The sequence below is a fragment of the Halomonas bluephagenesis genome, assembly GCF_054790765.1.
Window position 1 is genome coordinate 3,918,598 of sequence record NZ_CP133631.1, and the last position, 18,638, is coordinate 3,937,235.

Genomic DNA, 18,638 nt, shown 5'->3' on the forward strand with positions numbered 1-18,638 from the left:
ATTAGTCGGCTTCTTTAACGTAAGCGCGCTCAATGATGACATCGTCTGCGGGCACGTCAGCATGCATTCCTCGGCGCGTGGTGCTTACACCACGGATGGCGTCTACCACGTCCATGCCTTCGATAACCTCTCCAAACACAGCGTAACCCCAGCCTTGTAGGCTTTTACCACTATGATTCAAGAAGCTATTGTTTCCAACGTTGATAAAGAACTGTGCCGTGGCAGAGTGAGGGTCTTGGGTGCGCGCCATCGCAAGTGTGCCAACAGTGTTTTGTAATCCATTGTCGGCTTCGTTTTCGATTGGGTCACGCGTCGGCTTTTGGTTGAAATCTTGATCGAAGCCACCGCCCTGAACCATGAAGCCATCGATAACACGATGGAACAAAGTGCCATCATAAAAACCATCGCGGACATATTGCTCAAAATTGGCGGCAGTTTTGGGCGCTTTTTCATGATTAAGCGCAATAGTGATGTCACCGTGGTTGGTCTGTAATACGATCATAGATAAATTCCTGTTCAATAAAGGCGTTCGCCTTGGCGCTGTGCATCGGCGTCACGTTATAATAGCGGTTTTGCTTGGCACCGCGAAGCGCAAACCCTAATAGCGTAGGCATTCGTTGCCTAGCCCGCCATCCACCATGAGGTTATCAACACCACCATGACCAACGAGACCACCCCAGCGCCGAACTTTATTCGCAACCAAGTACGCGACGAAATAGAGGGCGGCCAGGTCAGCAAAATTGTGACGCGCTTTCCTCCCGAGCCCAATGGCTTTTTGCATATCGGTCATGCAAAGTCGATATGTTTGAACTTCGGGTTGGCGGAGCAGCTAGGTGGTGAGTGTCATCTGCGCTTTGACGACACCAACCCAGCGAAGGAAGAGCAAGCGTATATTGACGCTATCAAAGAGGATGTCAGCTGGTTAGGCTTTAACTGGGCAGGTCCAGTTCGCTTTGCTTCTGATTATTTCGACCAGCTTTATGCGTGGGCACAGCATTTAATTCGTGAAGACAAAGCCTACGTTGATGACCTTTCACCGGATGAAATTCGTGAATATCGTGGCACACTCACAGCGCCAGGCAAGCCTAGTCCATACCGTGAGCGCAGCGTTGACGAGAACCTCAACCTGCTTGAGCGGATGAAAAACGGCGAGTTTGGCGAAGGTGAAAAAGTGCTTCGGGCTAAAATTGATATGGCATCGCCCAATATCAATCTTCGTGACCCGATCCTTTACCGGATTCGCCATGCCAGCCACCATCAAACAGGCGACAAGTGGAAAATCTACCCGTCGTACGATTTTACCCATGGCCAGTCTGATGCCATTGAAGGCATTACCCATTCAATTTGTACGCTGGAGTTTGAAGACCACCGCCCGCTTTACGAGTGGTTTTTGAATAACTTGCCGGTTCCCGCTAAACCGCGCCAAATCGAGTTTGCTCGACTTAACCTGGACTACACGCTGACCTCGAAGCGCAAGCTAAAGCTGCTAGTTGACGAGCAGATTGTCGATGGCTGGGACGATCCGCGTATGCCAACCATTTCTGGTATGCGCCGCCGCGGCTATACGCCGGCATCCATTCGCAAATTCTGTGAGATGATTGGTGTTACTCGCGCCGATGGCGGCTTAGTGGATATTTCCATGCTAACGCATGCAATTCGCTCTGATCTTGAGGACAATGCGCCGCGAGCAATGTGCGTATTGAAACCGCTTAAGGTGGTACTGACGAACGTTCCTGAAGATCATGAAGAAGTGTATGACGTGCCTGGGCACCCTGCGCGTGACGACATGGCTGTACGTAAGGTGCCGTTTAGTCGCGAGCTGTATATCGACCAAGACGACTTCATGGAAGACGCGCCCAAAAAGTTTTTCCGTTTAGCGCCTGGCAAAGAAGTCCGTCTGCGTAATAGCTATGTGATTCGTTGTGATGACGTTATTAAGAACGAAGCTGGTGACGTGACGGAACTGCATTGTTCAGTGGATTTCGATACCCTGGGTAAAAATCCTGAAGGCCGCAAGGTAAAAGGCGTAATTCATTGGGTGAGTGCTGCCCATGGTGTACCGATGGAAGTACGCTTGTATGACAATTTGTTCACGGTTGAGCAGCCAGATCGTGACAAAGATGTCGACTTTCTCGAGCACCTGAACCCGGACTCTTTGGCGGTGTGCTATGCCATTGGCGAGCCCAGTTTAGCGGATGCTGTCCCAGAAGATCGCTTCCAGTTTGAGCGGGTAGGTTACTTCTGCGCTGACCGTCATGCGTCTAAGCCAGGACAACTAGTGTTTAATCGTACCGTTGGGTTGAAAGATAGCTGGGCGAAAATCAAACAGAAGGGCTAAGGAATCGTCATATGCACATTTATAATACGCTGACACGTCGCAAAGAACCGTTTACCCCGCTGGTGGCGGGGAAAGTTAGCATGTATGTCTGCGGCATGACGGTGTATGACTACTGTCACCTTGGCCACGCGCGGGTCATGGTGGCCTTTGATGTGATAACCCGCTACCTACGTTATCGTGGCTACGACGTTACTTATGTGCGTAACATCACCGACATTGACGATAAAATTCTCAAGCGTGCAGAAGAGAATGGCGAATCGATTAGCGCACTAACTGAGCGTATGATCCAGGCGATGCATGAAGACGAAGCTCGTCTGAGTGTGTTGCCGCCAAGCCATGAACCACGGGCGACAGGACATATCGGTGATATCGTTGCCATGATTCAGACGCTGATTGAGAAAGACTTTGCCTACGCCGCTGCCAATGGTGATGTGTACTACCGAGTACGTAAATTCGCCGACTATGGAAAGCTAAATAATCGTCAACTTGATGATATGCGTTCTGGTGCCCGGGTTGAGGTTGACGTTCATAAAGAAGACCCGCTCGATTTTGTGCTTTGGAAAGCCGCTAAACCGGGCGAAGCACACTGGCATTCTCCTTGGGGCAATGGCCGCCCAGGATGGCATATTGAGTGTTCAGCAATGTCGACGTGCTGCTTAGGCGATACCTTCGATATTCATGGTGGAGGCCCTGATCTTACGTTCCCTCATCATGAAAACGAAATTGCCCAATCAGAGGCAGCGACGGGCAAAACCTACGTCAACACCTGGATGCATGCCGGGGCTGTACGGGTTAACCAGGAAAAGATGTCAAAATCGCTGGGTAACTTTTTTACTATCCGTGATGTGTTGGCTGAGCATGATCCGGAAGTCGTGCGTTTCTTGCTAGTGGCTAGCCACTACCGCAGCCCAATTAACTACTCGGTGGATTCTCTCCATGAGGCTCGCAAATCGCTGACACGTTTTTATACAGCGTTAGAGGGGGTGGAAGTGTTGTCTGGCGGTGGCGGTGATGAGACAGGCTATGCCGAGCGTTTCACCACGGCGATGGATGACGACTTTAATTCGCCTGAGGCGTTAGCGGTGTTATTCGATCTGGCGCGGGATCTTAATCGCGCTAAGAGCGAGTCATCAGAAAAAGCGCAGCATTTAGCATCGGAATTAACACGTCTAGCGGGTGTGTTAGGGCTTCTGCAGCAAAATCCTCAGACCTTTTTGAAAGGTAATCAGCAGCAGGTAGCGCTGAGTGAGGCTGAGATTGAAGCCAAAATAGCGCAGCGTAAGGAAGCAAAAGCGAATAAAGATTTTGCTCAGGCGGATGCTATTCGAGATGAATTAGCGAGCATGGGTATTATCCTGAAAGATTCTCGTGAAGGGACAACGTGGGTGATTGAAGCGCCCTAAGCGTTATCAATGTTAAGCGTGAACACGATGGGGGCATCGAATAGAAGCGTTGTGGACGTCAGGCGCCGTTGATATGGCGTCTGACGTTTACGTGGTTGGCTCTTATACTGAGATGATACCTTCAAGATGCTAACTAATAGGATGACTACTATGCGCTTTACTATAAAATCGACCATCGTCGCTTGTTTATCAGCCATTACTTTTTCAACTGCTTACGCCAGCGCCCCAGTGGTCGTGTCATCTAAAATCGACACCGAAGGGGCCGTGCTGGGTGAGCTGATTATTCAAACGCTAGAACGTGGCGGCGTGCCTACGGAAGATCGCTTACAGCTGGGTGGCACCAGCGTTGTGCGCAGTGCGCTTGAAGCGGGAGAAATCGACCTTTATCCGGAATACACAGGTAACGGCGCTTTCTTCTTTGATATGACCGATAGCCCTGTCTGGAATAGTGCAGAGGATGCTTACCAGACTGTCAAAGAGCGCGACGTGGCGCAGGGGCTGGTGTGGCTTGAGCCTGCTAGCGCCAATAACACTTGGGCAATGAGTATTCGTAAAGATGTTGCGACGGCCAACGGCTTAACGACACTTGTTGACCTTGCGGACTACTTAAACGACGGTGGCGAGTTTAAATTCGCGGCTAGTGCAGAGTTTGTTGAATCCGCTCAGGCACTGCCTGCGTTTCAGGACGCCTATGGTTTCGAACTCAACGATGACCAGTTGCTAGTGCTTTCAGGCGGTAATACGGCGGGTACCATGCGCGCCGCTGCACAGCAGACGAGCGGCGTTAATGGTGCCATGACGTACGGAACCGATGGCGGCTTAAGTGCGTTGGGTCTCGTTGTTTTGGAAGATAATAAGGGCGTACAGCCGGTATACCAGCCGTCGCCGGTAGTGCGTGCCGAGGTACTAGAGACCTACCCCGAGATTGAGACGCTCCTCAACGATGTATTTACCACGCTTGACCTTGTGACGTTGCAAACTCTGAACGCTGATGTAGCGGTGAATGGTTTCTCTCCTGATCAAGTCGCAAGTGACTATCTTGATAGCCTGGATGACTAATGAATGTCACTGATAGACGCTTTGCCAACGCCAACTCGACAGTCCGGGCATTTAAACGCAGTACTGATATGTTTAAGTGCCTGCATGTTAAGCGCTGTTTGGCTGCTGGGCCTTGTTAGCGTTGCGCCTAACCGAATTGTAGCGGGTATATCGTATGGCTTAGTAACGGCGATAGGCTGGCCCGGAGCGCTACTTGTTTCCTTGCTATTTGTCGCCATGGGTGGCTTGGCTATCAGACCAAGCCGCCTTCATTACTGCGCTCAACTATGCATTGTCACCCTGACACTATTATTGATGCCATTCGGGCTGATGGTGGCAGACCACTGGCTGATTGCCCCGACACTACCGCAAGCGCGCTTAGGGATTGGAGCTGCCCATTGGGTGGTGCTTTTTTTGCTTTTGCTGTGCTTGGTAGAACTGCGTTTACGCTTGGGGTTATCGCGGCTGTGGACCACGTTATTGCTCAGCAGCGTGGGGGCCGCGTGGTTGGTTTGTGCGGCGCTATGGCTTGATAACTTAGCTCTTGTGCAGGAGTTTCAGGCACGAGACCAGCAGTTTTATCGTGCCATGCAGCAGCATGTGGTGCTGGTCAGCACCGCGGTGAGTATTAGCGTGGTGGTCGGTTTAATTCTCGCTATGCTGATGCGGCGTTACCAACGGCTGCAACGAACAGCTTTTGCATTGCTGAATTTCCTGCAAACGATTCCGAGCTTAGCCCTGTTTGGGTTATTGCTAGCTCCGCTTGCCTGGTTAGCTGCTAACGTGCCTTTTTTAGCTCAGCTAGGTGTCAGCGGTATTGGAACCACCCCCGCGCTGATTGCGCTCATTGCCTACAGCCTGTTGCCGATGGTGCGCAATACCTATATCGCGCTAGATGAAGTCGACTCAAATACCTTAGAAGCGGCTAAGGCGATGGGCATGCGTCCGCGCCAGCGTTTTTGGCAGGTAAGGTTTCCTTTGGCGCTGCCGATACTGTTAGAAGGGGTGCGGATTACGGCTGTACAAGCCATTGGATTAACAGCAGTTGCCGCGTTAATTGGGGCAGGTGGGCTAGGCACGTTTATTTTTCAGGGATTGGGCCAAGCGGCCATGGACATGGTGCTACTTGGCACGCTGCCTATTTTGGTCTTGGCACTTATTGTAGATGCTAGTTTGGGGGCATTAGCCGACGCGCTACGCCCCGGAGGACATGAATGATAGAGCTTTCCCATGTGTCAAAGCACTTTGGAGAGGACACAGCGGTTGACGACATCTCCTTACACGTCGCGAAAGGAAAGTTCTGTGCGCTGGTAGGATCATCCGGCTGCGGAAAATCGACGACGCTACGTATGATTAATCGTTTGATTGAGCATAGTAGCGGCGACATTGTCATCGACGGACAGGCAATAGGGCACTATGACCCGGTTAAACTGCGCCGTCGTATTGGCTATGCGATTCAAAGCACTGGCCTGTTTCCCCACTGGACCGTAGCACGCAACATTGGGCTGGTGCCGCGTTTATTAAAATGGTCTGCCGCTGATGTTAAAGCACGTGTCGAAGAACTGATGCGTTTGTTAGGCCTCCCTACGGAAGAGTTTGCCCATAAGTATCCGCATCAGCTCTCTGGTGGCCAAGCGCAGCGGGTTGGCGTTGCCCGAGCATTAGCGGCAGACCCTGATATTTTGCTGATGGACGAGCCTTTTGGGGCGCTAGATCCGATTACCCGAGAAAAGCTTCAAGACGAATTGGCAAAACTTCAGGCGCAGCTGCATAAAACCGTGGTGTTCGTGACTCACGATATGGATGAAGCGCTTAAACTGGCCGATCATTTAGTCGTTATGCGCGAAGGACGTATTGTTCAGCAAGGGGCACCGCTGGCGCTGCTTCGAAACCCAGCCGACCCGTTTGTAGAGTCGCTACTGGGTGGGCTGGAACGTGGCCTAAAACAGGCAGCATTAACACGCGTGAAAGATCATATGTCATCGCTTGGACAGTCACTGCCTGCCCCTTCGCGTATTCCGGGTGATTTTTCACTGCGCCAAGCGCTTTCAATGATGCTGCGTGACCACTGCGACAGGCTGACGGTTGTCGACCAGCAAGATATGCCGATTGGTGAGTTATCGTTGCGTAAAGTGGTAAAAGAAGCCCAGCTAGACAAGGTGGGTCACCGTGAAGCGTGATCGTGTCTCAGATGATTTACCGATGGCAGCAGGCCCTCGGTGGTTTTGGCCTGTTGGTTGGGCACTATTATTGTTGATAGGCGTAGTGGGTATGCCAGCGTTAGAACCTGGATTTCGCTGGTTAGAGCCTGACGCCCGTCAGGTTATTTACTCCCGCGCTGATTTTGTTTCACTGCTGGCTAGGCACGTATTCGTTGTTGGAATAGCGGCTGTCGTCACGATAGCGGTGGGCGTATTGGCTGGCATCGCGGTAACTCGGCAGTGGGGGCGAGACTTTTTACCCCTTGCTGGGCAGTTAGCCTCGCTTGGTCAGACATTTCCGCCTGTGGCTGTGCTTGCGCTAGCGGGTCCTGTATTGGGTTTTGGAACGTTGCCCATTATCGTGGCGCTAATGCTCTATGGCTTATTGCCGATTGTTCGGAACACGCTAGCCGGACTACAAGATGTCGATGCCAGCCTTAAACAGTCGGCACTTGCCATGGGCATGACCTCCTGGCAGGTGTTGACTCGCGTTGAACTTCCACTAGCCACACCGGTGATTCTGGCCGGTATCCGCACATCGGTCACCATTAATATTGCGACAGCGGCCTTAGGGGCAACTGTCGGTGCCAGCAACTTAGGCGATCCGATCATCGCCGGTATCGTCAATGGCAATATGGCTTATGTGTTACAAGGCGCGTTACTGATCGGGTTACTCGCGTTGACCGTTGATAGTCTGTTTGATGCGTTGCAGCAGCAACTGCGCACTCGTCTCTCTGCGTCTTAAGTTGTATCCCTAAAAGTAGCGGACTGCGTTACTGTCCTTGTGTTGCGTTGATCGAGGTGGCACTTAACCTCGACGAGCTTGACCTATGCTAGATAAATCCACTGGCAAAAATGGTCAACACCAACAACACTGCCCTCAAAAGGGGTAATACAAGGATAATAAACATGACAAAGTATGCACATCAGCCGCTCTTTATGACCGGCGACGAATTCTCAATGGCTACCTTTAGCTTGCTCGACCCAGAGGGCGAGCTTTATGAAGGTGCTAAAGAGCCAGACCTACCTCGTGATCATGCCCGACGGCTTTATCAAGCCATGCTGGCCACTCGTATCTTAGATGAACGTATGATGGCTGCCCAACGCCAGGGGCGGCTTAGCTTTTATATGCAAAGCACGGGTGAAGAAGCGGCCGTTGTTGGTGCAGCTGCTGCGCTAGACGATACCGATATGATCATGGCGCAATACCGTGAGCAAGGCGCATTAATGTATCGCGGATTCTCCATTGATGAGTTTATGAATCAGCTGTTCGGCAACGAGCTGGACTACGGCAAAGGCCGTCAAATGCCGATTCATTACGGCTCCCGCAAACTGCACTATATGACCATATCTTCTCCGCTTGCAACGCAGATTCCTCAGGCGACTGGCTACGCTTACGGTCAGAAATTAGCAGGCGAAGGGCACTGTACCTTAACGTTTTTTGGTGAAGGTGCCGCCTCCGAAGGTGATTTCCACGCCGCGCTGAACATGGCATCAGTTCATCAGGTACCGGTGATTTTTTTCTGCCGTAACAATGGCTATGCCATTTCGACGCCATCAACCGAACAGTTTGCCGCCGATGGCATTGCCCCCAGGGCATTCGGCTATCACATGCATGTGATACGTGTTGATGGGAACGATGCACTGGCGGGTTATGAAGCGACACGCCAAGCTCGCCAAATTGCTGTTGAACAAAACAAGCCTGTGCTGATTGAAGCAATGTCTTATCGTCTTGCTGCTCACTCCTCTTCTGATGACCCTTCCGGCTATCGTGCTAAAAGCGAGGAAGAAGCGTGGCGGTTAAAAGACCCCATATTGCGCATGCAGAAATGGCTGGTTAAAAAAGGCTGGTGGAGCGAGGAAGAGGAAGCTAGCCAGCAGGAAACGCTGCGTCGCGAAGTACTGGATACCATGAAGCGGGCAGAAAAGCGTTCGTCCCCCTCCTTGGATTCACTGATTACCGATGTTTATGCCGATATAACCCCTGAGTTACAGCGTCAATTTGATCAGCTTAAGCGCCATATTCGCCGTTATCCAGAGGCTTACCCGCGTGGTGCGCGGTCGCTAGACCTTGAGGTGAATACGTCCACAGATTCCGGGGAGGCATAACATGCCCACAATGAACATGCTCCAGGCGATCAACAATGCGCTTGATATCGCCATGGCTGAAGACGAAAAAGTTATCTGTTTTGGTGAAGATGTGGGTGTTTTTGGCGGTGTATTCCGTGCCACTAGCCATTTGCAGGAAAAGTATGGTAAATCGCGCTGCTTTAACACACCGCTGGTAGAGCAAGGCATTATTGGTTTTGCCAATGGGTTGGCTGCCCAAGGCTCGGTGCCTGTTGCTGAAATACAGTTTGCCGACTACATCTTTCCTGCCTTTGATCAAATCGTTAATGAATCTGCGAAATTCCGCTACCGCTCTGGGGATTTATTCAATGTGGGTGGATTAACCATCCGCACGCCCTATGGCGGTGGTATCGCGGGGGGGCTCTACCATTCACAATCACCAGAGGCTTATTTCACACATACACCTGGCTTAAAAGTTGTTGTGCCGCGTAATCCTTACCAAGCGAAAGGGTTGCTGCTTGCTGCAATTCGCGACCCCGATCCGGTACTTTTCTTAGAACCTAAGCGGCTTTATCGAGCCTCAGTGGGGGAGGTGCCCCAAGAAGATTATCAGCTTCCTATTGGTGAAGCTGAGGTCACCAAAGAGGGTACTGATATCACGCTGGTGGGTTGGGGCGCGCAAATGGAAGTCATCGGCAAAGCCGTCGAGCTTGCCGAAGAGCAGGGCATTGCCTGTGAAGTGATCGATCTGCGCACGTTGCTGCCATGGGACGCGGATACCGTCGTTGAGTCTGTTCTAAAAACAGGACGTTTGATCGTCAGCCATGAAGCGCCGTTAACGGGCGGCTTTGCGGGTGAAATCGCCGCGACGATCCAAGAACGCTGTTTTCTCTATCTGGAATCGCCGATTGCTCGGGTAACGGGGCTAGATACACCTTTCCCGTTAGTGCTGGAGAAAGAGTATTTGCCCGATCATTTGAAAATTTTTGAAGCGATTCGCGAAAGCGTTAACTTTTAACGCCAGGGAGAAAAATAATGAGCGATTTCATGCTGCCGGATATCGGCGAAGGCATTGTCGAGTGTGAAGTGGTGGAGTGGCGCGTTGCGGAGGGCGATCGGATTGAGGAAGATCAGCCAATTGTCGAGGTGATGACCGACAAAGCACTAGTAGAAATTACCGCTCCCGAAGCAGGTGTCGTCACCAAGCTTTATGTTGCCCAGGGGAAAATTGCCAAAGTACACGCTCCGCTGTATGCCTACCAAGCAGAAAATGACACGCAAGAAGCGGACGCGACGGAACAAGTTAACGAGCCGCAGTCATCTGTAGCTGACGCTGCCAGTGGTTCAAAGGTGGTTGAACCAGCCGCTGTGGCGACCAGTACCAGTACTAGTAGCGGTAAAGTGCCTGCCAGTCCAGCAGTGCGACGTCTTGTTCGTGAACATCAGCTTGAGTTAAGTGCCATTGCTGGTAGTGGTAAAGATGGCCGGGTATTAAAAGAAGACGTGCTGGCGCACCTGAATCAGCCCACTACAGCTCCTGCTCAAGTAACAACGCCAGTAACGCAAAGTGCCCAGTCGCCTCGTGTTGAGCCGCTTCGCGGCGTGCGTGCGGTGATGGCGAAAAGAATGGTTGAGGCAGCCAGCTCTATTCCGCATTTTCACTATGGCGAAGAGATCGATGTGACCGATCTGCTGGCGCTACGTGAGCGCCTGAAGCCACGGGTAGAGGCTCTGGGTGAGCGGCTAACACTAATGCCCTTCTTTATGAAGGCAATGGCGCTAGCGGTTACTGAGGCGCCGATCATCAATGCCCAGCTAAACGCGGAAGGCAACGAGCTGCACTACTACGAACAGTGCAATATCGGCATGGCGGTGGATAGCAAAGCAGGGTTACTGGTGCCCAATGTGAAAAGTGTTGAGCGTCTAACGCTGCTAGGCATTGCCCGTGAAGTGGGTCGTTTAACCATCGCGGCACGAGAAGGGCGTGTCGATCAGGCGGATCTCAAAGGGGGCACCATTAGTATTTCTAACATTGGTGCGCTTGGCGGAACCTATGCAGCGCCTATCATCAATGCGCCGGAAGCGGCGATAGTGGCCATCGGCAAAACCCAATGGTTACCGCGCTTTGACGAGCAGGGTGAGGTTCAGCGACGGGCAATTATGACCATCACCTGGGCAGGTGATCACCGCTTTATTGATGGTGGCACCATCGCCCGGTTTTGCAATGCCTGGAAAGGTTACCTCGAAGCGCCTGAAACCATGCTGCTGCACTTGGGCTAGGGTAGCTAGACGTTGGATAGCCAGAGGTTGATTAGAAAGGAATGATGAATGTCTCAGGCACCACTCCAGCAGTTTTATATACCGGAAGAGCAATCGGTATATCTACTCAGCCATCACGATGCTCGTAAGCTTAAAGACTGGGTAGCACTGTGTCAGGCACAGCTCGCTCAGTTGGGCTATACGGGGATTGAGTTGGTTGGTAAAGGTGCCTATGGCTTTGTATTTGCGGGCAGCGCACAACACCAAGGTGTGCCTGCCCACTACGTGTTTAAATTCTCACGTATTACGCTGCCCACCCATTTACAAGAACGCCTTGAAGAAGAGGCGTTTATGCTTGATCAGGTTTCCCACCCGCGCATACCGAAGCTCGTGGCTTATCAGCGCTCCCGGGGCCAGTCAATCCTGGTGATGGAGCGTGCGCCTGGTTGGAACCTTGAGCAGGTATCACTAAAAGAAGGTCGCCTTTCCCCTCGTTTGGTGGTCCACATTGCCAACCAGTTGGCTGATATTCTCTCAGCATTGCGCCAAGAAACGGGCCCCAATGCACGTCCCGTAGTGCATGGTGACATCAAGCCGTCAAACCTAGTGTTCGATCCTGATACTGAGTCCATTGCGTTGATTGACTGGGGATCGTCTGTGTTTGCTCAGTTAGACGAAAAGCTACAGTTTGTTGGGGCAAACGTGATGGAATTAATGTCTGATAACTTGCAGCAAACCAATGCTCGGCTGGGCGATGTCTACTTTATTGGCGAAGAGCAGCTCAACGGAGCGCTATCATCGCCACGTTTCGACGAACAAGGAGCCGCAGGAACGCTGTACGCATTAGCATCTGCACAATCTTGCCGCTTTGGACACCGTGCTATTCCCGCCTGCTCACTGGGTCTACCTTTGGAGTTTGCCCGCACCTTGGATGGTATGCTCGACCCCGACCCCCAGGTACGCCATAAAGCAGGGGATTATTATTTACAGGCGATGTCCCGCATGGCCAAAGTGGTGATGGTAGATTTGCCCATCCCCCGACAAACATCGCTAGTGCCTGTCTGGGGCCGTCCGGCGCACCAAGAGATTGATACGGTCGTTTACAGCTCCCGGAAGGCGTTTCTGCGCGAAGCGAATGCAGAAGAAACACTTAATGATGTTAACGATGTGCAGCTAGATCGTTATTACAAGCAATTTATGCAGGGTATGGGGGAAACTGAAAAGGCCTTTTTGGCGTCGGTGAGTCGTTTGGGGAAATACCCGGTTGTAGGTGGTTTAGCGGTGCGTTGGGAGCGGGAGGGCGTGTATATAGACTCTTCGCTTAACCTACACGATCCCGCGTTAAAGCCAGCGTTTATTCAAGCCGTCAATAACATGGTGCACTTGGCGCGTGCCATTCACCGCCAAGGGGTGTTTAAAAGTTGCTTATTTAATGCGCGTCAAACGCTGCATTTAGAACGTGCAAATGCAGAAGAGCCTTTTAATTGTGACCCTGGTACCGCCATTGACTACGAGCTGAGCGCGGTTCCTGAAATGGAAGACCGCACACGTCAGCATAGCTACTTTGAAGACGGCCCTGATCCGGAAGAGCTACTCGTCCTGCCAGACACCATTATGCAAATACTCCAACGGCTTAATGAGATTCATCACACCGGCATGATTATATTTGAGGCGTTGCCGAAGCATCTTAAAATCCATAGCTATTACCGGCTTCTGGATCCTAGCCGAGAGTCAGAGTTTCGTGCCTTGCTGGCGCGTATGCTGGCGTCTGTAAGCCAGATAGAGGGGTTAGGCGTGTCCGGCTTTATGAAAATGCCTTACAAAGACACGCGATTTTTTACCCATTTAGAGTGCCAGCCTGAACATTTTTACCCAAAAGACCCGCGTGATTTTTTAAGAAAGACGCCGTCAATCGGCGGCTCTCAGACTGCTTGATTGCGTTGCGATCCATGCTGAAAGCTGCTCAGCTAGCGCGTCGCTGGCCTCACCAAAAGCATTCACGACGTCCGGAATCTCTACGTTATCCGCGCGGGTGCGGATGGTAAAACTGGTCGCTGCTAGCGGTTTTCGGTGTTGTGTATTCACAAGCTGCACATCTAACTGAAGATGAATACTGGGTGGAGAAGCGTCGTACTCACTTTGGAAATGGCGCAGCTCGCTAAGTAGCAGTAAATCATGGGGCAATCGGTCGCTACTCACGCTGGTGAATAGTTGGCGCTGCTGTAGGTCTGAAATTAAGCGCGCTTGAAGCATATCAGGGGCGTCTTCATGCCAGCGTGCACCCTCATACACATTCACTACATTACCTTCTGGGTATACCACAATACGGTTGCTGTTAAGCAAGTGACCTGCCCCCGGAGTGGCAATGCCCAGCCGTAAGGGGAGGGTGGCGGCCGCTTGCGCAGCTGGAGAGGCAGACGACGGCAACCGATAGAGCGTTGCGGGGGTGCTTTCGGGCAGTATTGAACAGCCTGCGTTTAATAAAAGCGCCGCTAATGTGATGATGCTAAACGTTGCGCGCAAGCTCATGGACGAAACTCCTCTACCTGATCCCGGCCCAGGAAAAAGTCTGCCGGACTCTCTTCAAGCTGGCGAGTAATACGATCAAGGTTGTTAAGTGTGGAACGTAGGGCTGAAAGGGCTGGAGCAATGTCTTGCGCCCCTTGCAGCGTGCTGTCGACAGCCCCTGCATTATCGTTAACTAGCTGTTCAATTCGTTGCGCGGCACTGGCCACATCGCGACTAGCGCTTTCAGCGCTTTGCATCATTTGCTGACCATCTTGACGTAATAGCAGGGTCGTCTCCTGGCTGAGAGTATCGATACTCTCAAGAGTAGCCGTTGCTTGTCGTGACACCTCGCCGAACAGTGCCATATTTTGATCAAGCGCTGTTTGTTGTGAAGCGATCATCTCTGTGATTTGCGCAATACTCGTCAAAATAGTGCCGGCTTGTTCGCGGTTGCCGTCATTAAATAGTTCATTAACGTTTATCAGAATAGAATTAATGTTTTGAACCATTGTTTCGCCTTCATCAAACAGAGTGGCGATCGGCGAAGGATCTGCGTTGATAAACGGTGCCATGCTGTCCGTTTGGTTTACAAGGCGAGGGCTTTCTGGGGTGCCTCCATACAGCTGAACCGACATGCTGCCAGTAATGCTTGCAAACGCAAGCTTGGCGCGGGTATCTGTCTTAACCGGCGTGTCCTCATAGACACGCACACTGGCAATAACTTGTCGGGGGTCGTCGGGGTTTAGTGTCAGTTCGGTGACATCGCCTACTTCAATGCCGTTGTACTGCACCTTACTGCCAATTGATAAACCACTAACACTGCGCTCGAACAGAATCCGGTAAGGCTGGTAGTTACGCTCTCCTGCGGCATAGCTCATCCACAGCGCAAACAGAAGTGCTGCTGCGGCAGATAATAGGGTAAATAAGCCTATGACGATGTGATGGGCACGGGTTTCCATTGATAACTTACTCCTTTAACCCTGCCGTTGATGCGTTAGCGGCGTATTGAGCGGCACGCCCGCGAGGTCCATTAAAGTAGGCTTGCACCCACTCATCGTCAGTATTGGCGACATTTTCAAGCGTATCTGCCACTAACACGCGTTTCTGAGAAAGTACGGCGACTCGGTCGCAGGTGGCATAGAGCGTATCTAAATCGTGGGTAACTAAAAAAACGCTAAAGCCTAATGCATCGCGCAGTGTGACTAATAGCTGGTCAAAGGCGGCTGCTCCGATAGGATCAAGGCCCGCGGTTGGCTCATCAAGAAACAAAATATCAGGATCAAGCGCCAGCGCACGAGCCAGTGCGGCACGCTTTACCATGCCGCCCGATAGAGATTCAGGAAACTGCAGTGCCGCCTTAGCGGGTAGCCCAACTAAAGAGAGTTTGATGCGTGCTAGGTATTCGGCATCTTTGCGCGACAGTTTGGCGTGCTCAATAAGCGGCAAGGCAACATTTTCTTGCAAATTCAGCGAGCTAAATAAAGCCCCCCGTTGAAACAGCACGCCAAAGCGGCGCTCTATCTGGCTACGTTGCTGTCCATTTAGCTCGTTAAGGCGAGATCCCAGGACATCGATAGTGCCTTCATTTGGGCGCTTCAAACCTACAATACTTCTTAACAGTACGGATTTGCCGGTTCCTGAGCCGCCCACCACGCCGAGAATTTCCCCACGCCTTAGTGTTAAATCGAGAGCCTCATGAACTACAACAGAGCCAAAGCGATTGACTAGCCCCAGAACGTTGATAACAGGTTGCTCGTTGTGTTCGGATTGAGCATGCGTCGTGGTTACCATCCCAGCTCCATAAAGAACAGTGCGGCGAGCGCATCAATAAGGATGACCATAAAAATTGATTGCACGACGCTAGAAGTGGTGTGAACGCCTACAGATTGTGCGCTACCGCTTACCTTAAAGCCTTCAAGGCAACCAATGACGGCGATAACAAACGCAAACACGGGTGCTTTGCTAAGGCCCACTAAAAAATGGCTGACGGATACATCTTTTTGTAACGTGGTCATGAACTGGCTAACCGATATATCCAACGAAAGCGTTGCCACCATGGCCCCGCCGACGAGTCCACTCAGCATTCCCACAAAAGCGAGCAGAGGCAGGCTAATAAGCAAGGCGATTACCCGGGGGAGTACTAAAAGTTCTATAGGATCAAGCCCTTGGGTTTGAAGAGCGTCAATCTCTTCATTGGACTTCATGGCGCCTAATTGGGCAGTAAAGGCGCTAGCAGTGCGACCCGCCAACAAAATTGCCGCCAGCAACACACCAAACTCACGTAAAAAAGAGAAGGCTACTAAATCAATCGTGTATACCGTGGCCCCAAAGTCTTGAAGCACGGTGGCTCCCAGAAAGGCCACCACCGCGCCCACCATAAAGGTCAGCAGCGCAACAATGGGTACTGCATTTAGTCCGCTTTGATGAATATGCGCGACTGTCGCAGTGAAACGCCAACGATGAGGGCGAAGTAGTAGAGAAAACAGCGTTGCCAGCACTAGCCCAATAAACGCTAAAAGCTGGCGCTGTTGCGACCACAGCCCCACCATTTGCTGGCCAACCGCCGCCAATGCATCGGTGATACGATTGTGACTTGGGGGCGTGATATCGAGAGGCGTCTCCATTGCCTCAGCAACACGCACTAATAGCGCCTGCTGTTTTTCGGATAACGAACTTGCCGCTTGTTGCTTGGCGTTCTCGATGCCCAGTAGCTCAACGATTAACGCAGCACCCGCCGTGTCTAGCTGAGTAATACCGCCCAGCGAGATAGCGTGATTATTGGCGCTGCCACTATGCTTAGCCACCAACGATTTTAGTGTCTGGTAATGAACAAGCGTCCACTCATGTTGGAGCGATAGGTCGCCACTTTCGCGTGTTATCCATTCGTTTGGCATCCCTGCTCCTCATCGGCATTCACGACAGTGGTAACACTATGATGCATTCAAACAAGCGTTAGTTAAAGGTACATCGTTAAGCTTATGAAAATCATGCTGACGAAAATTCGCGCCACGCGGCGTAAGTACTTAGAAATACCCGTCCGGTAAGTGCTTCTAGGAAGTCACTCTTCTTGAGTTGATCCATCACCGGTCCCTTTACTTCGGATAGGTGAAGTTTGACATCGGAATCTTTTAAACGGGCGTTGATGGCATCCAGGCTCTCGAGCGCTGATGCATCAATTAAATTAACGGCTGAACAGATAAGGACGACGTGTTCAAGCTCAGGATAGCTGGCGACCAAATTATAGACGGTATCTTCAAGGTAGCGGGCATTCGCAAAATACAGACTTTCGTCGATTCGTAATAGCGCCACATTACTGACGGTTTCAACATCATGGCGCTCTGTATTGCGGAAGTGTTCGGTGTCCGGTACTCGGCCCACCAGCGCGCTATGGGGGCGGCTGGTGCGATACAAAAATAACGCGATAGAGAGGCTTACACCGCCAATGATGCCGGCTTCAATGCCTTCAACCAGGGTCAGTAGAATTGTTACCGCCATCGCGGCGAAATCACTGCGAGAGTAGCGCCACGTTTGGCGCAGCATGGGGATATCAACCAGGGTCAAAATAGATACGGTAATTGTCGCGGCCAACGTGGCAATCGGCAGGGAGAAGACCCAGCCGGTAAAGGCCATCGTCACCAATGCGATCCCCAGTGCTGCAAAGGCCCCGGCAGCAGGCGTTTGTGCCCCGGCGTCATAGTTAATCACCGTGCGCGAGAGGCCGCCGGTGACCGGCATGCCACTGGTAAATCCAGCGGCTAAATTAGCGGCACCTAGGCCGATCAGTTCCTGATTGGGGGAAATACGCTGGCGCCGTTTCGCGGCCAACATTTGGCCCATGGAAACAGACTCCACAAACCCCACCAAACTAATGAGTAGCGCCGGGATCAACAGCGCGCGCCAAAGTGAGGTATCTCCCCATGGAAAGCTTAGCGCAGGCAGTCCGCTGGGAATGGTGCCGACAACAGCGACGCCTTGGTCGGCCAACTGCCAATGCCAGGTTGCCAGTGTTGTGATAACCACTGCAAAGACAGGGCCCGCTTTGGTGATTAAATCGGCGAGCGATCTAGGCAAACCAATGGCACAAAGGCTCTGCTTACCAAAGCGCCGCATCATGACCAGAAAAAAAAGCGTGCCAGCGCCGATAACAACTGTATAGGGATTAAAGGTGGGGAGGTTAGGTAAGAGCGTTATCACGCGCTCTACCAACGTAAAGCCACTGCTGGAAACGCCCATCAGGCTACCCAATTGACTGACGGCAATCAGAATGCCCGACGCTGTTAAAAAGCCAGAAATAACTGGATGGCTTAAGAAATTGCTAAAAAAGCCCATTTTAAGTGCACCCATCGCGACCAATATGCCGCCAGAGAGTAGCGAAAGCACTAGTGCTGCTTGTAAATAATCAGGGCTGCCGGGCGTTGCCACAGAAGAGAGTGCAGCCCCCGTCATTAATGCAATGATGGCCACCGGGCCAACCGCCAGGGTGCGGCTTGTGCCTAAAAAGGTGTATAGGAGTTGCGGCAAAATACTGGCATATAAGCCCACTACCGCAGGCAAGCCAGCTAGTAGGGCATAGGCCAACGACTGCGGAATCACCATGACGGTTACGATGAGTCCCGCTAATACATCAGCACCTAACAGGCGCTTATGGTAGTGGGGCAGCCATGTAAGAATAGGAAAATAGCGCTTAAACATAAGCTCCTGCGTCAGCTTCGTTGTTTTAAAAACCCAACCACTGGTGAGTCCGTCAGTTTAACGCGTTGCGTGGACAATGATGGTCTTTGCTTTCAAACAAAAGCATGTTCTGACCCGAAAGTGCTACTT

General features: G+C 51.8%; 16 protein-coding genes. 10 read left to right on the forward strand and 6 right to left on the reverse strand.

Going from position 1 to position 18,638, the window contains the following annotated elements; all coding sequences use genetic code 11:
• Position 1: 1 nt before the first annotated feature.
• Entirely contained in the window at positions 2–502 is a 501-nt protein-coding gene (locus REH51_RS17825; RefSeq protein WP_009724305.1) for a peptidylprolyl isomerase, read from the reverse strand.
• Between the two features lie 156 nt (positions 503–658).
• Here REH51_RS17825 and REH51_RS17830 point away from each other — a divergent pair, with 156 nt between their 5' ends.
• The 10 genes from REH51_RS17830 to REH51_RS17875 all read left to right on the forward strand — a co-directional run bounded on the left by REH51_RS17830 (position 659) and on the right by REH51_RS17875 (position 13,244).
• On the forward strand, positions 659–2,338 hold the full coding sequence (locus tag REH51_RS17830) for a glutamine--tRNA ligase/YqeY domain fusion protein (RefSeq protein WP_498936482.1): 1,680 nt from the start codon (positions 659–661) through the stop codon (positions 2,336–2,338).
• An 11-nt stretch (positions 2,339–2,349) separates the two neighbouring features.
• Positions 2,350–3,741, forward strand: a complete 1,392-nt coding sequence (gene cysS / locus REH51_RS17835) for a cysteine--tRNA ligase (RefSeq protein ID WP_009724308.1) — start codon at positions 2,350–2,352, stop codon at positions 3,739–3,741.
• 150 nt (positions 3,742–3,891) lie between these two features.
• Entirely contained in the window at positions 3,892–4,800 is a 909-nt protein-coding gene (osmF, locus tag REH51_RS17840; RefSeq protein ID WP_498936484.1) for a glycine betaine ABC transporter substrate-binding protein OsmF, read from the forward strand.
• Between the two features lie 3 nt (positions 4,801–4,803).
• Positions 4,804–5,997, forward strand: a complete 1,194-nt coding sequence (locus REH51_RS17845; RefSeq protein WP_498936486.1) for an ABC transporter permease — start codon at positions 4,804–4,806, stop codon at positions 5,995–5,997.
• On the forward strand, positions 5,994–6,959 hold the full coding sequence (locus REH51_RS17850) for an ABC transporter ATP-binding protein (protein ID WP_009724311.1): 966 nt from the start codon (positions 5,994–5,996) through the stop codon (positions 6,957–6,959). Before REH51_RS17845 ends, REH51_RS17850 begins: the two co-directional genes overlap by 4 nt.
• A 22-nt stretch (positions 6,960–6,981) precedes the next feature.
• Complete coding sequence (locus REH51_RS17855) at positions 6,982–7,725, forward strand: ABC transporter permease (RefSeq protein WP_498937769.1); 744 nt, start codon at positions 6,982–6,984, stop codon at positions 7,723–7,725.
• Between the two features lie 164 nt (positions 7,726–7,889).
• A complete protein-coding gene (locus REH51_RS17860; RefSeq protein WP_498936487.1) occupies positions 7,890–9,089 on the forward strand; it encodes a thiamine pyrophosphate-dependent dehydrogenase E1 component subunit alpha in 1,200 nt (399 codons plus the stop codon).
• Between the two features lies 1 nt (position 9,090).
• Positions 9,091–10,068: an alpha-ketoacid dehydrogenase subunit beta gene (locus REH51_RS17865; protein WP_009724314.1), complete on the forward strand. Its 978-nt coding sequence runs from the start codon at positions 9,091–9,093 to the stop codon at positions 10,066–10,068.
• Positions 10,069–10,085: 17 nt separating this feature from the next.
• A complete protein-coding gene (locus tag REH51_RS17870; protein ID WP_009724315.1) occupies positions 10,086–11,330 on the forward strand; it encodes a 2-oxo acid dehydrogenase subunit E2 in 1,245 nt (414 codons plus the stop codon).
• Between the two features lie 48 nt (positions 11,331–11,378).
• Complete coding sequence (locus tag REH51_RS17875; protein WP_009724316.1) at positions 11,379–13,244, forward strand: serine/threonine protein kinase; 1,866 nt, start codon at positions 11,379–11,381, stop codon at positions 13,242–13,244.
• Here REH51_RS17875 and REH51_RS17880 read toward each other — a convergent pair.
• From REH51_RS17880 to REH51_RS17900, 5 genes are all read right to left on the reverse strand, one after another.
• Positions 13,218–13,838: an ABC-type transport auxiliary lipoprotein family protein gene (locus REH51_RS17880; RefSeq protein WP_009724317.1), complete on the reverse strand. Its 621-nt coding sequence runs from the start codon at positions 13,836–13,838 to the stop codon at positions 13,218–13,220. The two genes, REH51_RS17875 and REH51_RS17880, sit on opposite strands and share 27 nt — an antisense overlap.
• Complete coding sequence (locus REH51_RS17885; protein WP_009724319.1) at positions 13,835–14,776, reverse strand: MlaD family protein; 942 nt, start codon at positions 14,774–14,776, stop codon at positions 13,835–13,837. Before REH51_RS17885 ends, REH51_RS17880 begins: the two co-directional genes overlap by 4 nt.
• Positions 14,777–14,783: 7 nt before the next feature.
• Complete coding sequence (locus REH51_RS17890; RefSeq protein WP_009724320.1) at positions 14,784–15,608, reverse strand: ABC transporter ATP-binding protein; 825 nt, start codon at positions 15,606–15,608, stop codon at positions 14,784–14,786.
• Positions 15,602–16,711, reverse strand: coding sequence for an MlaE family ABC transporter permease (locus REH51_RS17895; RefSeq protein WP_009724321.1), 1,110 nt, complete (start codon positions 16,709–16,711; stop codon positions 15,602–15,604). Before REH51_RS17895 ends, REH51_RS17890 begins: the two co-directional genes overlap by 7 nt.
• Positions 16,712–16,802: 91 nt before the next feature.
• Positions 16,803–18,509 (reverse strand): SulP family inorganic anion transporter, encoded by a 1,707-nt coding sequence (locus tag REH51_RS17900; protein ID WP_498936489.1) that lies wholly within the window; start codon positions 18,507–18,509, stop codon positions 16,803–16,805.
• Positions 18,510–18,638: the final 129 nt, after the last annotated feature.

Coding starts and splice junctions, on each gene's coding strand:
- REH51_RS17825 (WP_009724305.1), bottom strand. CDS start 502: ATGATCGTATTACAGACCAACCACGGTGACATCACTATTGCGCTTAAT.
- REH51_RS17830 (WP_498936482.1), top strand. CDS start 659: ATGACCAACGAGACCACCCCAGCGCCGAACTTTATTCGCAACCAAGTA.
- cysS (WP_009724308.1), top strand. CDS start 2,350: ATGCACATTTATAATACGCTGACACGTCGCAAAGAACCGTTTACCCCG.
- osmF (WP_498936484.1), top strand. CDS start 3,892: ATGCGCTTTACTATAAAATCGACCATCGTCGCTTGTTTATCAGCCATT.
- REH51_RS17845 (WP_498936486.1), top strand. CDS start 4,804: ATGTCACTGATAGACGCTTTGCCAACGCCAACTCGACAGTCCGGGCAT.
- REH51_RS17850 (WP_009724311.1), top strand. CDS start 5,994: ATGATAGAGCTTTCCCATGTGTCAAAGCACTTTGGAGAGGACACAGCG.
- REH51_RS17855 (WP_498937769.1), top strand. CDS start 6,982: ATGGCAGCAGGCCCTCGGTGGTTTTGGCCTGTTGGTTGGGCACTATTA.
- REH51_RS17860 (WP_498936487.1), top strand. CDS start 7,890: ATGACAAAGTATGCACATCAGCCGCTCTTTATGACCGGCGACGAATTC.
- REH51_RS17865 (WP_009724314.1), top strand. CDS start 9,091: ATGCCCACAATGAACATGCTCCAGGCGATCAACAATGCGCTTGATATC.
- REH51_RS17870 (WP_009724315.1), top strand. CDS start 10,086: ATGAGCGATTTCATGCTGCCGGATATCGGCGAAGGCATTGTCGAGTGT.
- REH51_RS17875 (WP_009724316.1), top strand. CDS start 11,379: ATGTCTCAGGCACCACTCCAGCAGTTTTATATACCGGAAGAGCAATCG.
- REH51_RS17880 (WP_009724317.1), bottom strand. CDS start 13,838: ATGAGCTTGCGCGCAACGTTTAGCATCATCACATTAGCGGCGCTTTTA.
- REH51_RS17885 (WP_009724319.1), bottom strand. CDS start 14,776: ATGGAAACCCGTGCCCATCACATCGTCATAGGCTTATTTACCCTATTA.
- REH51_RS17890 (WP_009724320.1), bottom strand. CDS start 15,608: ATGGTAACCACGACGCATGCTCAATCCGAACACAACGAGCAACCTGTT.
- REH51_RS17895 (WP_009724321.1), bottom strand. CDS start 16,711: ATGCCAAACGAATGGATAACACGCGAAAGTGGCGACCTATCGCTCCAA.
- REH51_RS17900 (WP_498936489.1), bottom strand. CDS start 18,509: ATGTTTAAGCGCTATTTTCCTATTCTTACATGGCTGCCCCACTACCAT.